Annotated in this window: 10 protein-coding genes; 5 read left to right on the forward strand and 5 right to left on the reverse strand. The window is 32.9% G+C overall.

Annotation, left to right across the window (positions count from 1 at the left end; all coding sequences use genetic code 11):
• Positions 1-141: 141 nt before the first annotated feature.
• The 4 genes from pfkA (at position 142) to GQR97_RS14885 (ending at position 4,322) form a co-directional block, all read left to right on the forward strand.
• Complete coding sequence (gene pfkA / locus GQR97_RS14870; RefSeq protein WP_158849777.1) at positions 142-1,128, forward strand: 6-phosphofructokinase; 987 nt, start codon at positions 142-144, stop codon at positions 1,126-1,128.
• A gap of 17 nt (positions 1,129-1,145) precedes the next feature.
• Positions 1,146-2,153 (forward strand): type I glyceraldehyde-3-phosphate dehydrogenase, encoded by a 1,008-nt coding sequence (gap, locus tag GQR97_RS14875; protein ID WP_158849779.1) that lies wholly within the window; start codon positions 1,146-1,148, stop codon positions 2,151-2,153.
• 70 nt (positions 2,154-2,223) lie between these two features.
• Positions 2,224-3,084, forward strand: a complete 861-nt coding sequence (locus tag GQR97_RS14880; RefSeq protein ID WP_158849781.1) for an N-acetylglucosamine kinase — start codon at positions 2,224-2,226, stop codon at positions 3,082-3,084.
• Between the two features lie 17 nt (positions 3,085-3,101).
• The gene (locus GQR97_RS14885) at positions 3,102-4,322 is read left to right on the forward strand and encodes an ATP-binding cassette domain-containing protein (protein ID WP_158849783.1); all 1,221 of its coding nucleotides are present in this window, start codon (positions 3,102-3,104) and stop codon (positions 4,320-4,322) included.
• A gap of 2 nt (positions 4,323-4,324) precedes the next feature.
• Here the strand turns inward: GQR97_RS14885 and GQR97_RS14890 are convergent, their stop codons facing one another.
• From GQR97_RS14890 to GQR97_RS14905, 4 genes are all read right to left on the reverse strand, one after another.
• The gene (locus GQR97_RS14890) at positions 4,325-5,215 is read right to left on the reverse strand and encodes a transglutaminase N-terminal domain-containing protein (RefSeq protein ID WP_158849785.1); all 891 of its coding nucleotides are present in this window, start codon (positions 5,213-5,215) and stop codon (positions 4,325-4,327) included.
• Positions 5,215-7,773: a circularly permuted type 2 ATP-grasp protein gene (locus tag GQR97_RS14895; RefSeq protein WP_158849787.1), complete on the reverse strand. Its 2,559-nt coding sequence runs from the start codon at positions 7,771-7,773 to the stop codon at positions 5,215-5,217. Before GQR97_RS14895 ends, GQR97_RS14890 begins: the two co-directional genes overlap by 1 nt.
• 12 nt (positions 7,774-7,785) lie before the next feature.
• Positions 7,786-11,118 carry a DUF2126 domain-containing protein gene (locus GQR97_RS14900; RefSeq protein ID WP_158849789.1) on the reverse strand — a complete coding sequence of 1,111 codons (3,333 nt, stop codon included), beginning with the start codon at positions 11,116-11,118 and terminating at the stop codon, positions 7,786-7,788.
• A 229-nt stretch (positions 11,119-11,347) separates the two neighbouring features.
• Complete coding sequence (locus GQR97_RS14905; RefSeq protein WP_158849791.1) at positions 11,348-12,388, reverse strand: GMP reductase; 1,041 nt, start codon at positions 12,386-12,388, stop codon at positions 11,348-11,350.
• Between the two features lie 369 nt (positions 12,389-12,757).
• Here GQR97_RS14905 and GQR97_RS14910 point away from each other — a divergent pair, with 369 nt between their 5' ends.
• Positions 12,758-13,924 (forward strand): hybrid sensor histidine kinase/response regulator, encoded by a 1,167-nt coding sequence (locus GQR97_RS14910; RefSeq protein WP_158849793.1) that lies wholly within the window; start codon positions 12,758-12,760, stop codon positions 13,922-13,924.
• Positions 13,925-14,173: 249 nt separating this feature from the next.
• On the opposite strand, the gene GQR97_RS19980 is transcribed toward GQR97_RS14910, so the two are convergent.
• On the reverse strand, positions 14,174-14,272 hold the full coding sequence (locus GQR97_RS19980) for a DUF4274 domain-containing protein (protein ID WP_158851848.1): 99 nt from the start codon (positions 14,270-14,272) through the stop codon (positions 14,174-14,176).
• Between the last annotated feature and the right edge of the window lie 129 nt (positions 14,273-14,401).

Genomic DNA, 14,401 nt, shown 5'->3' on the forward strand with positions numbered 1-14,401 from the left:
TTAATTTTTTGAGGTTAAAATAGCATGTTATTTATAATTTATTACTAAAACGTTATAGTAAAAACAATGAATAAAACAGTACAAATAGTATGATTATATACTTTTTCTTTATTAAATTTACGTTTTAATTCAAAGAAATAAATGCCAAATAAAATAAAAAAAATTGGAGTGTTTACATCAGGAGGAGATGCTCCTGGTATGAATGCCGCCATCCGATCTGTAGTAAGGTCTTGTGCTTACCATAATATAGAATGTTTTGGGATATATAGAGGTTACGAAGGTTTAATGGAAGGTGATTTCGAACCAATGGATGCCCGTAGCGTTAAAGGTATTATCAATAAAGGAGGGACGATTTTAAAATCTGCACGTTCAAAAGAATTTAGAACTAAAGAAGGCCGTCAAAAAGCCTTCGATCAATTAAACAAAGCAGGAATTGATGCTTTAGTGGCTATTGGTGGTGATGGTACATTTACTGGAGCATTGGTTTTTAACGAAGAGTTTGGTTTTCCTGTAATGGGGATTCCGGGAACTATCGATAATGATATTGTTGGAACATCACATACTTTAGGTTTTGATACGGCTCAAAACACAGTAGTAGAGGCTATTGATAAAATTAGAGATACTGCAAGTTCACATAACCGTTTATTTTTTATTGAGGTTATGGGACGTGATGTTGGGCATATTGCTTTAAATACTGGAATTGCTGGTGGTGCCGAAGAAATTTTAATTCCTGAAGAAGATTTAGGATTAGAGCGTTTGGTAGAATCTTTAAAGCGTAGTAGAAAAACAGGTAAAACATCTAGTATTGTTGTTGTAGCTGAAGGTGATAAAATAGGTAAAAATATTTTTGAACTTAAGGATTATGTTGACGAAAACATGGAAGGTTACGATGTTAGAGTATCTGTGTTAGGACATATGCAACGTGGCGGGTCACCATCATGTTTCGACCGTGTTTTAGCAAGTAGAATGGGCGTTAAAGCTGTAGATTCTCTATTAGAAGGTAAATCTAGTTATATGGTAGGTTTAATTAATAATAGTATGGAGCTTACACCATTGGATAATGCCATAAAAGGAAAAACAAAAATAAATTTAGAATTATTGCGTGTCTCAGATATCATGAGCACTTAACATTTATAAACACGATTATGTCAAAATTAAAAATTGGAATTAACGGATTTGGTAGAATAGGTAGAATTGCTTTTAGAGTAGCAGCTTCTAGATCTAATGATATTGAAGTAGTAGGAATTAATGATCTATTAGATGTAGATCATTTAGCTTACTTATTAAAATTTGATTCTGTTCACGGACAGTTCGATGGTACTATCGAAACTAAAGATGGTAACTTAATAGTAAACGGTAATACTATTAGAGTAACTGCAGAACGTAACCCAGAAGATTTAAAATGGGATGCTGTTGGAGCAGACGTTGTTTTAGATTGTACTGGTATCTTCACTTCTTTAGAAGGTGCACAAAAACACATTACAGCTGGAGCTAAGAAAGTTGCAATTTCTGCACCATCTGCAGATGCACCAATGTTTGTTATGGGTGTAAACCACAAACAAATTACTGCTGCAAATACAATTGTATCTAATGCTTCTTGTACTACTAACTGTTTAGCGCCATTAGCTAAAGTAATTAACGATAAATTCGGAATTGCTGAAGGTTTAATGACAACTGTTCACGCTGCAACTGCTACACAATCTACTGTTGATGGTGTATCTAGAAAAGATTACAGATTAGGTCGTGCTTCTTTAAACAACATTGTACCAGCTTCAACTGGAGCTGCTAAAGCTGTTGGAAAAGTAATTCCTGAATTAAACGGAAAATTAACTGGTATGGCTTTTAGAATCCCTACTGTAGATGTATCTGTTGTAGATTTAACTTGTCGTTTAGAGCGTCCAGCTCCATGGGCTGAAGTTAAAGCTGCTTTAAAAGAAGCTTCTGAAGGTGAATTAGCTGGTGTATTAGGATATACTGAAGAAGGTGTAGTTTCTCAAGATTTCGTATCTGAACCAAAAACTAGTACATTCGATGCTAACGCAAGTATGGCATTAAATGATGGTTTTGTAAAATTAATTTCTTGGTATGATAATGAGTTTGGTTACTCAACTAAATTAATTGATTTAGCTCAATATATTGGTGCTGTAAAATAAATTATCTATATATTTCCACAGTATTATTTTTTTTTGAATAATGCTGTGGATTTTTTTATTCTAAGAACTTATGATTTTAATTGTAGATAGTGGTTCTACTAAGTCCGATTGGCTTGCTGTAGATAAAGATGGAAATAGATTAATGGATAAAATCCGTACTAAAGGATTAAATCCAGCCATTTTAAGTGAGAAAAAGCTTAATAAATTAATTAAAAAAAGTAAAGAATTAAAATCGAATGCAGAAAAAGTGACACACGTGTTTTTTTATGGCGCTGGTTGTGGTACGGATAATGCAAAAGATTTATTAAATACCGTTTTAAAAGATATTTTTTCTAATGCGCATGTTGAAGTTAATGAGGATACCTTGGCTGCCGTTTACGCTACTATTAACAATCCAAAAGAAGCTGCTGTAGTTTGTATTATGGGTACAGGTTCTAACTGTAGTTATTATGATGGCGAAATATTGCACCAACGTGTTATATCACTTGGCTACACATTAATGGACGATGCTTCAGGAAATTATTATGGTAAGCAGTTAATTAGAGATTATTACTTTGGCCAAATGCCAGAAAATGTTAGAATAGCCTTTGGTGCTAAGTTTAATATGGAGGCCGATTTTATTAAATACAACTTATACAAGCAACCAAGTCCTAATGCTTATTTAGCAGGATTTGCTGAATTTATGTTCTTACACAAAGATTCAGAATATACCATTAACTTAATTAAAGATGGTATTCGTTTGTTTGCAAAAAACATGATTTTTCAGTTTAAGGAAGAGTTAAAAACAGTTCCCGTACATTTTGCTGGATCTATAGCCTTTTTTGCGCAAAAAGAAATTAAAGAAGTTGGTGAAGAAATGGGCTTTATAGTTGGAAATTTTGAACGTAGACCTATTGATGGTCTAGTGCCTTTCCATACCAAAAATCTATAATTTAAAGTAAAAGATAATTGCAAAAACATTTAGCAATTTATATATCTAATAGTTTTGATAAGGAAAGCCTTATCAAAACTATTTTTTTAGGAGAACTTATCCCTAGTTTTTCTAGTTTAAACGGTGCACTTTTTTCTGAAATAGTTTTAAATAAATTCATAGATGAAGAAATCCGTCACGGTAAAATGAATGTCGCGACCGAAACAAAAAATAGTTTACTTCATTCTTCAGAAGGTGAACGAAAAAAAGCGCTTTTAGATCATATAATTTCCGGAAAACCAGATTATTTAGTCATCGATAATGTTTTTGGTAATTTAGATGTGGCTACCCAATCGCAAATCGAAAAGCAGCTTACGGTTTTAAGTGAAACAACTTCAATTGTTCAAATAGCAAATCGAAAATTAGATATCCTTCCTTTTATAAAAAACATATATCAGATAAAAGACGATATACTTGTTGAGTTTTCAAATACTGAAAGTAAAACAGAATCTTTTCATTTTATTGAAGCCTTACCGTCTGTAGAGTATCATGAACCAACTAAAATTTTAAACCCTTTAGTAAAGTTTAATAACGTATCTATTAATTATCGTGAGCGTGCCATTTTAAATTCCATTTCATGGGAAATTAAATCGGGAGAGTTTTGGCAATTAATGGGGCCAAACGGATCAGGTAAAAGCACCATGTTAAGCATGATTTTTGGTGATAATCCAAAAGCTTACGGTCAAGATATTACATTATTTGGAGTTAAAAAGGGGAGTGGAGAAAGTATTTGGGACATAAAACAAAAAATCGGATATTTTTCTTCGGAAATGCTTCGCGGTTTCACTCGTCGAGATACTATTGGAAACATGATTGTATCAGGTTTTTTTGATACGGTTGGTTTGTATAAAACACCAACGAACGCGCAAATTAAAATTGCCCAACATTGGTTACGGGTTTTAAATATGTTTGATATTAGAAAGCAATGCTTTTTATCGCTTTCACGTGGTCATCAACGTTTGGTATTGATAGCGAGAGCCATGGTTAAGAATCCACCATTACTTATCTTAGACGAACCTACCAACGGTCTTGATGATAACGATGCCGCTTTATTTTGCGAATTAATAAATAAAATAGCTTTAGAAACAAATACAGCTATTTTATATGTTTCCCATAGAAAAGAGGCTAATTTAAATCCTGAATTTGTTTATGAGTTAGTTCCAAACGAAAACGGTTCTATTGGAAGTATACTAACTTAGAATTACACAGCAGGTCTAATATCTACTTCAACTTTCATTTTGTTTTCACCTGAACTATAAATAACTCCTTTTAAAGGAGGAACATCATAATAATCGCGTCCGTAAGCCACAATAATGTGTTGGTTTTTTGGTATTTGATTATTAGTTGGATCAAAATCTACCCATCCAAATTTAGGAATATACACTGAAAACCATGCGTGAGAAGCATCTGTACCAATAAGTTTCTCTTTTCCAGGAGGTGGTAAAGTTTCTATATAACCACTTACATAGCGTGCAGACAAACCTATAGATCTAACGCAGGCAATAGCGATTTGAGCAAAATCTTGACACACTCCTTTTTTATTCTCCATAACTTCCTGAATTGGTGTTGCTACATTTGTAGCGGTTGCATCAAACTCGAAATCGATATAAATGCGTTGCATGAGCTCTAAAGCCGATTCAAAAATGGGGCGTTTCGGTTTGAAAGAAACCAAAGCATAATCTTTTATATTTTTTGTTATTTTAGCAATTAAAATCGATTCAAGTAAAAATTGTTTTACTTCTAAAATTTCTGAGGAAATAGATTTCATCTCTTTTTTAGCTTCTTCGAGAGTTATCGCCATTCCAGCAGTCGATTTGTAAATATCTGGTGCTAGACTAGAATCTCTTAACACCTTAGTTTTTGCGACAACTTTTAATTCTTCATGGTATTGCTGAATAGAAAAGCGAGTGATAGTATTTCCGAAGAAATCGATACGTTCTGAAATTTCAGTCGGTTTTGGGCTTATTTCCAATTCATAACTTAAAATGCTTTGTCCTAAAAAATCAAGGGGTTTTAGAGTCGCTATATTATGGCAAAATGTAACACCATTGCCATATTTGTATATTGTTGTATGTGATAATTGAAAAACCATTATTGTAGCGGGAAGTTTTGATTAACCAATTGAGTTTGTTGATAGGAATGATTAAAATATGTATCTGAAATAGATAAGGATGTTTGGTGTAATAATTCGCTTAGTTCGGATAATAAATCATCTAAATTACCTCTAATAGCACCATGTTCATCTAACTCCAAAAGCTGTTCTATTTTTGAATTTGAAATTAATTGGTTTGCTTCTTTTATTAGGTTATAGCATTTCGAATTGTCTGTAATACCTTTTGGTAATGGTAATTTTCCAATATCTTTTAAAATACGACTTAGTTGATAGGTTAGTGAACGGCTGTATTTATCGTTAAGTAAAACTAATTTAATTACATTTTCGACACTTAGATACGATCGGTAGCTATAACGGTATATATTTAAACTTTCGTGACTAGATAGCAAGGCTTCAAGCATTTCATATTCTAAATCTTCATCGTATTTTGCAACAATTAGCGAGCGGCATTTTTCAATAGTTAAACTTGCTTGTTCGGTTTGTAAACCAATAAAATAAAGCAATAATCCTTGATCTACTAAAATGCTTTCTTCAATTAAACCCATAAAAGCTATAAGTCTCGTTGTTGTACTATCTAGTAATTTTAGTAATGAAGAAACAGAATATTCTTTAGTTTTATCATACTTATTCCATAATTTTTTTATACCATCGAATACACGCCACATGTCTTTAGACCATAGGTTTCTTAGAGTGTAATAACTATTGTTAAAACTACCTAAAGTTTGCGCTAAAGAGCCCATTTTAAAATTATCAAGAATAAGTGAGTTGAGTTCTTTTAAAGGATTTTTTAATACCTCTTCTTTCCCTTTCCCAACAAAACCTGGTAATGTAGATGTTATATTTGTTACGGCTTCAAAAATTATTTTTAAACTCTCTGATGGATCTTTACTTTTATCAAATTGCGAACTTTGCATTTTATTTAAACACATTCGCAGTAGGCGAGAGGTAATTAATGTACGACCAAGATATCTACCAGACCAAAATAAATTTTCGGCCGTATGGCTAGGTAAATCGTTCATGTCCGAAACCTGATTTCTAAACGTGTTATCCCACGCATAATTATGGAAGTGGTTTTGAACTTTATCTGTAACAATCCAAAAATCTTTACTAACGCCGCCTCTTTGGTTGGATACTCTTAAATCTTCGCGTTCTGATGCTACACGAACCAAACCACCAGGCATAATACTATAGCTGTCTTTTTTAGCGATAGCAAAGGTTCTACACATAATTTTTCTTGGCTCTAATTTATCTTTTATGAAATCTGGAGCGGTAGAAAATTTTATTTTATCTTGAGCTACAAATCGATATGGATTTGCTAATATTTCTTCTTTTAATTTGTTTAGTTCGGCTTCATCTAAAAATTCACAGAAATATATGCTTTCTCTATTGGATCGATCAATACGTTTTACAACGTACTTTTCTATATTTTTGAATACATGATCTCGTTCTTTTTCCTGTCCACACCACCAAGAGGCAATTTGTGGAAGTAATAATTCTTCCTTTAAAAAATACTTAGAAATAGCATTCATAAAAGGAATAAGTCCTGAGTTCTCTAAAACACCGCTACCTATTGGGTTTACAATACTTACGTTTTTCTGTCTAATAACATCTAGAATTCCTGCAATTCCTAAATAAGAATCTTCACGAAGTTCTAAAGGATCCATATAAGCATCGTCTACACGTCTTAAAATAACATGAACTTGCTTTAATTCCTTTAAAGATTTCATCCAAACTTTTCCATTTCTAACCACTAAATCGTTCCCTTTCACTAGAGAATACCCTAGAAAAGACGACATGTAGGCATGTTCGAAATAGGTTTCATTATGGGGGCCAGATGTTAGTATAACAATGTTTGGATTCGCAACATTTTTAGGTGCTGCATCAATGAGCATTTGGTTATAATCTTGAAAAAAACCACTTGGTTGTTTTACATTAATTCCGCTAAATAAATTAGGAGCCGCCTTATTAAGAGCAAACCTATTTTCTAAGGCATAACCTAAGCCAGAAGGTGCTTCTGTACGGTCGTTCACGACCCACATACGTCCGTCTGGACCACGTGCTAAATCGGTAGCATGAATTAATAAATTTTTAGAAGTATTGTATTGTATTTGATCGCATTGACGTAAAAATCCACGATGGGCAAATAAAACTTCTTGAGGAACAATACCATTTTTTATAAGTTCACGTTTACCATAGATATCTTTTAAAATTAAATTAAGTAGCTCGGCACGTTGTATTAAACCTTTTTCAATGGTTTGCCATTCTTTATCATGAATTAAAAAGGGAATAACACTTAAATCCCAAGCGCGATGTAAGCCCTTGGGATCATTATAAACATTGTAAGTTACTCCATTCTCGTCCATTAACCAATTAATTTCCTTTTGTCTGGAAATTAATTCTTCAGGACCTGCTTTTGTTAAATTTGATAGTAAATTATCCCAATTAGGATTAATTTTATTATTAGATTTCAATACTTCATCATAATTTTTATGATCGGTAAAATAATTCTGAAATAGTGTATTCGAATCTATGGTCATTTAATATTTTAATTACTTTTTTCTTAAATCTGTTGTGTTAGGAAACTCATAATTTATAGGTAATTCCTTGTAATGAAACTTTTTGGAGCTACCTTTCTTTTGTACTGTTGTATTAGAAGAAGCATCATCGATTATCGTTTCTTGCACAGGATTAATTTCTCCTTGTGTATGTCCCGATTCCCAAAAACGACTAATTCGTCTAGATTCTGCTTCGTAACTGTTTACAGGGTACGTATCATAAGAACGTCCTCCAGGATGAGATACAAAATAAGTACAACCACCAATAGAACGTTTGTTCCAAGTATCTACAATGTCGAAAACTAACGGTGTATCTACTCCAATTGTTGGGTGTAATGCGGAATAAGGATCCCATGCTTTGTAACGAATACCAGCAACAAGTTCCCCTTTTACAGCGGTAGCTTTTAAGTTTACTTTAACACCGTTGCAAGTTACAACATATCTTTCTTCTGTGAAGTTACAGACTTTAATTTGGATTCGTTCCAAAGAAGAATCGACATATCTAGCTGTTCCGCCACCTGTCATTTCTTCACCTAAAACATTCCATGGTTCTATAGCTGCTCTAAGTTCAATATGAATATTATTAATGGTAACCATGCCATGTAAAGGAAATCTAAATTCAAAAAACGGATTAAACCATTCTTCTTTAAATCTATATCCAGCTCTGTTTAATGAAGTTACAATATCTTTAATGTCTTCCCTAACAAAATGTTCAATTAGAAATTTATCGTGCAATTCGGTTCCCCAACGTACTAAATCGTGCTCGTATGGTTTTTTCCAAAACCAAGCTACTAAGGTCCGCACTAATAAGTTTTGCATTAAACTCATTTGTGGATGTGGTGGCATATCGAAAGCACGAAGCTCTAAAATACCCAGACGTCCTGATGACGAATCTGGTGAATATAATTTATCGATACAAAACTCTGCACGATGTGTGTTTCCTGTTAAATCTGTTAATAAATGTCTGAACAATCTATCGGTTAACCAAAACGGAACTTCACCATCTTTCGGTATTTGACTAAAGGCTATTTCAAGTTCGTATAGGTTTTCCATACGTGCTTCGTCTATTCTTGGAGCTTGACTTGTTGCACCAATAAAAGAGCCTGAAAATAAGTAAGATAAACCCGGGTGATGTTGCCAAAACGTAAGTAAACTTCGTAATAAACTTGGTTTACGTAATAATGGACTGTCGGCAGGCGAAACACCTCCTAATGTTACGTGATTTCCCCCTCCTGTACCTGTGTGCTTACCGTCGAGCATAAACTTTTCGGTACCAAGACGAGATTTTTTAGCTTCTTCATATAATGTAAACGTATTTTTGGTAAGCTCGTCCCAGTTTTTAGCAGGATGTACATTAATTTCAATAACACCTGGATCTGGTGTTATTTTTAACGATTCTAATCGGTTGTCTTTTGGTGCTGCGTAACCTTCTAATATTACAGGAATATTTAATGTTCTCGCTGTAGCTTCAATAGAAGAAAGCAAATCCAAATAATATTCCGCACAATCTAGAGGTGGTAAAAATAAATAGAGTTTTTGGTCTCTAACTTCAGCACAAAGTGCAGTTCTAATAAAATAATTGGTTGTTGGGCTCTCTATTTCTCCATTAACAAATGATGCATACCTGTTAGTTGCAACTTTTTTATAACTCGGGAATCTACCACGTTTGGTAAATTGATCTGGTTCGAACTTTGGAAATTCTTCGTATTCTGATTTATGAATAAGTGATGATAATGGTAATCTTAAACCAACAGGTGAATTACCCGGCGTTAAAAACAAATGGTTTCGTCTAAATTCCCAATCGCAGGTAAGCCAATTACCAAAGCTATTATTTAGCGGTAATAAGTAGCCAACTACTTTTGAGGTACCTTGCTCTAAAATTTCACCTAATTTCTTTTGAATTAATGAGCCATCTTTATCTGTTCTTGGATCAATATCTGTAGGTAAATTGCCTTCTTCCCAAAGAAAGTAAAAAGCATCTTCAAAAGCCGGCATAATAGTCTTATCTGTTATACCTAAATACTGAGTTAAAGTGTCTAAAAATAATTTATCGGCATTTTCTGGAACAATTTTGTTGTCAGCAAATGTTGAAAGTAGTTTTTCGTTATGCCAGATAACACGGCCATCTTTTCTCCAACACATTTCGGTTCCCCAACGTGGTAATGGCTCACCTGGATACCATTTACCTTGTGCTCGATGTAAAAAACCTCCTTTTGCAAATTTGTTAAATAAACGTTTGGTAAGGTCGTCTGCTAGTTGTCTTTTGTGTGGTCCATCGGCATCTGTATTCCATTCTGGAGATTCCATATCGTCGATAGAAACAAAGGTAGGTTCTCCACCCATTGTTAAACGTACATCACCTTTTTCTAGTTCTTTTTCAACTTTAAATCCAAGTTTGTAAATGTCGTTCCATTGTTTATCTGTGTATGGCTTTGTAACTCGTGGCGATTCGAAAATACGTTTTACAGAGTTTTCAAACTCAAAAACAGTTTCACAAACATCCGTCATTCCAGAAACTGGTGCAGCACTTTCAAAAGAAGGTGTACACGCTAATGGAATATGCCCTTCACCAGCTAATAATCCCGATGTAGCATCGAAACCAATCCATCCAGCACCAGGTAAATAAACTTCAGCCCAAGCATGTAAATCGGTAAAATCTTCTTCAGGTCCAGATGGTCCATCAAGCGATTTTTCATCAGACTTTAATTGTACTAAATATCCCGAAACAAACCGTGCACCAAAACCTAAATGTCTTAGAATTTGAACAAATAACCAAGCGTAATCACGGCAAGATCCATTTCTTTGCAGAAGTGATTCTTCACAAGATTGAACACCTGGGTCAAGCCTGATGTTGTAGCTTAGATATTCATATATTTTTTGATTGATATCAATTAAAAAATAGATTGTTTTTCTTGGCGTATAATCTATTGTTTTAATGAATTCGTGAATAAGTGGGCCATCATCTGTGATTTCTAAATAGGGTAGAAGTTCCTTTTTAATGGTGTCAGAATATGTAAAAGGATATTCTTCCGCAGATTCTTCAACAAAAAAGTCGAATGGATTTATAGTTTTTAAATCAGCAATAATTTCTACTTCAACAGATAATTCCGTTGTTTTATCAGGAAAAATTAATCTCGCTAAATAATTTCCAAAGGCATCTTGTTGCCAGTTAAAAAACTGATTATCAGGTTTTATTTTTATTGAATAAGCCTCAATTGGAGTTCTACTGTGTGGAGCAGGACGTAATCTAAAAATATGTGGTGATAGATTTACAGCTCTATCATATTTATACTTTGTTTTGTGTGAGATTACAATTTTTAACGCCATAAATTTTGTGGTTTTATTTTAAATGAATTTAGTAGTAAAAAAGATTCTTATAAAAATACATTAATTTTCTCAGTAAAATAGAGTTTTAAATAAAACTAAACCGATTAGTTAAATTATTAAAACATTAAAAATTATAATGACGAAAATTGATGATATGACGAATTTAGGGATTGTTTACCTTTTTTTTGATAAACACTAAAAATCATAAATTATACAGAAAATTTATTTTTTACGAATTGTAAAATCTGTTTTCTTGTTCATTAACTCTAATAAATGTAGTCCGTTTTGTGAGTTCTTTTAATCTAGATGCCCCAACATAGGTGCACGTACTGCGTAACCCTCCTAAAATATCTTGTAAGGTGCTTTCTACAGGTCCTTTATATGGTATTTCTACTGTTTTTCCTTCACTAGCCCTGTATTCGGCAACGCCACCAACATGTTTTTCCATAGCCGTAGAGGAACTCATACCATAGAATTTCTTGAATTGCTCACCATTTTTTTTAATAATTTCACCACCACTTTCATCATGTCCAGCAAGCATGCCTCCAAGCATTACAAAATCTGCACCAGCTCCAAAAGCCTTAGCTATATCTCCGGGAGTTGTACAACCACCATCGCTAATAATTTGTCCTCCTAAACCATGGGCAGCATCGGCACATTCAATAATTGCTGATAATTGAGGATAGCCAACACCGGTTTTTATTCGTGTAGTGCATACCGATCCAGGACCAATACCAACTTTTACAATATCGGCACCAGAGAGAATAAGTTCTTCTACCATCTCGCCTGTAACCACATTTCCTGCAATAATAACTTTATCAGGGTATTGTTTTCGGGTGCTTTTCACGAAATCTGCGAAATATTCAGAATAACCGTTTGCAACATCAATACAAATAAATTTTAATTCTGGTTTTAGTTTAAATATTTCGGCTAGTTTTTCGGAATCATGCTCACCAATACCAGTACTAACAGCAATATGATTTAAATCGTTTTTAGAAATAGAAGATAAAAATCTCGTCCATTCCGATAATGAATAATGCTTATGTATTGCAGAAAAAAGTCCTTTACTAGCAAGGGCTTTAGCCATTTCAAAAGTACCAACAGTATCCATGTTTGCGGCCATTATTGGAATGCCTTTCCAAACTGTCGAACTATGTAAAAATTTAAATTCTCGGTCTAGACTTACTTCCGATCTGCTTTTTAGAGTGGATCTTTTTGGGCGAAACATAACATCCTTAAATCCTAATTTTATTTCGTTTTCTATGCGCATTATGATTATTTATCTTTTAAAATTAGTTATTTTAATAAAATTTAAAATTAAACAAAAAGAATATAAATAAGAGAGACTAATTAATTATATTAGTGTTTTAATGAACATATTTTATGTTTCCCTAACCAACCAAGATCAATGAAATTTTTTCTGCAGTCAATAAAATATATAAAAATAAAAAAGAAATTATCTTTTTCTATTTTAATATCAATTGTGGCCATTTTAATTATTGGCTATTTTTTTGTTGATGGCAAAATTTATGTTGAAGCAGCCGCTATATCTCTCTTTATTCTTGCTGTAGTCCAGGTTTTTCTTTTACAATTTTTTTTAAAAAATCTTTTAAAAAATGATGTCGTTAAAGAAAATTTAATGACTAGAATAAAAGAATTAAAGATAGATTTAGAAAAGGCAGAGGATTTAGCCGAACATAAATCTATTTATTTAGCAAACATGAGCTATGAGGTTCGCACTCCACTTAACACGGTTTTGGGTATGCTTAGTATGCTTAAGCAAACAAATTTAGATGAAGACCAGGTTGCTCAAGTTGAAATTGCAGAGTTTTCATCGATGCATTTATTACAATTGGTAAAAATGGTTACGGATAATGCAGAAGTGGATACTAGTGATGTTAAATTGAATTTTATTGCCATCGATTTAAGACAAGATTTAGTTCACTTATTTAAAGTATTTGAATACCAAGCTTGGGAAAAAGGTTTAGAATTCGATTTTAAATTTTTATTTGAAGAAAAGGATAAGTCTTTGGTTTATGGCGATTCTTCTAGAATTCAGCAAGTGTTGATTAACTTGATTAATAATGCTATTAAGTTTACTAATTCTGGAAAAGTATCGATAATAATAGATCAGACGGTTGGTATTGATACTGAAAAAATAGTGACGTTTTATGTTAAAGATACTGGGGTAGGTATGCGTTCAGATGAAGTAAAACGCTTTTTTGATGGGGATAGTAATATTCCGGCTGCCATTATTAAAGATTATCGCGGTGCTGGTTTAGGATTGTCGATTTCGCGTAAATTGGTAAAATTGATGGGCGGAACTTTAAAACTAGAAAGTAAAGAGAATGAAGGCTCTACCTTTTATTTTAGTCTTCAATTAAAAAAGACGCTTAATGTTAATGTGGTTGAAGAGCCATCGAAAACTTTGAATGCTAAATTTAATGTTTTGGTTGCTGAAGATAATAGAATGAACCAAAAAGTAATTAAGTTTTTATTAGAGAAACAAGGTGCCGATTGTACGTTTGCAAAAAATGGTTTGGAAGCTGTGGAGCTTTATAAAATTTTAGATTTCGATATGATTTTTATGGATATCTACATGCCAGATATGGATGGGTATGAAGCTACGGAAGCTATTATAAAAACTAAAAAATACGCACAACATAAAACACCGATAATAGCAGTTTCGGCAAGTGCTTTTGAAGAAGATATCGAAAGCGCAAAACTAGCAGGAGCAAACGATTTTTTAGCAAAGCCAATAGAACTGCCAAAGCTAAAAAAGTTATTAAATAAGTATGCGCTTTAAGAGGCAATAATATAATAGGACTAAATAAGGTAAGTTTTGAAAACCTTATATTATAGGCTTTTACCTCTAGCTGCTGTTTTTATTTCTACAGGTATTTTCCAAATATCTATTTCTGTTTTCCAATCTGTTTTATATCCTTCCCCGTGGATTAAATTTTAATCGATATTTTATAAATTCGTTATTTTTAAATTTATTTAAGATCTTTTGTAGTAAACTCCACACTGGTTTTTCATGATTTTCTATCTAATCTTAAGTATAATCAAAATAAAAATCAGGTATAGCTCTCCAAAAAATCAATAAAGCGATTCCTTTGTTACATTTTGGGCTATCAATAATCCAATTTAATATAGTTGTTCCATCGTCCCAATTGTAATGATCCGCGAGATAGGATTATTCGTCTAAATTTAGAGTTTTAAATTTATTGAAATCAGGAAGTTTTTCATCATCACATTCTCCAAAAGAAAATTGGATAAAATT

Origin of the sequence: Algibacter sp. L1A34, assembly GCF_009796805.1 — a bacterium.
Classification (GTDB): domain Bacteria; phylum Bacteroidota; class Bacteroidia; order Flavobacteriales; family Flavobacteriaceae; genus Algibacter.

What these genes read in the sequence shown, in the direction of transcription:
- GQR97_RS14895 (WP_158849787.1), bottom strand. Translation starts at nt 7,773, where the DNA reads ATGACCATAGATTCGAATACACTATTTCAGAATTATTTTACCGATCAT.
- GQR97_RS14890 (WP_158849785.1), bottom strand. Translation starts at nt 5,215, where the DNA reads ATGGTTTTTCAATTATCACATACAACAATATACAAATATGGCAATGGT.
- GQR97_RS14880 (WP_158849781.1), top strand. Translation starts at nt 2,224, where the DNA reads ATGATTTTAATTGTAGATAGTGGTTCTACTAAGTCCGATTGGCTTGCT.
- GQR97_RS14900 (WP_158849789.1), bottom strand. Translation starts at nt 11,118, where the DNA reads ATGGCGTTAAAAATTGTAATCTCACACAAAACAAAGTATAAATATGAT.
- pfkA (WP_158849777.1), top strand. Translation starts at nt 142, where the DNA reads ATGCCAAATAAAATAAAAAAAATTGGAGTGTTTACATCAGGAGGAGAT.
- GQR97_RS14905 (WP_158849791.1), bottom strand. Translation starts at nt 12,388, where the DNA reads ATGCGCATAGAAAACGAAATAAAATTAGGATTTAAGGATGTTATGTTT.
- gap (WP_158849779.1), top strand. Translation starts at nt 1,146, where the DNA reads ATGTCAAAATTAAAAATTGGAATTAACGGATTTGGTAGAATAGGTAGA.
- GQR97_RS14910 (WP_158849793.1), top strand. Translation starts at nt 12,758, where the DNA reads ATGACTAGAATAAAAGAATTAAAGATAGATTTAGAAAAGGCAGAGGAT.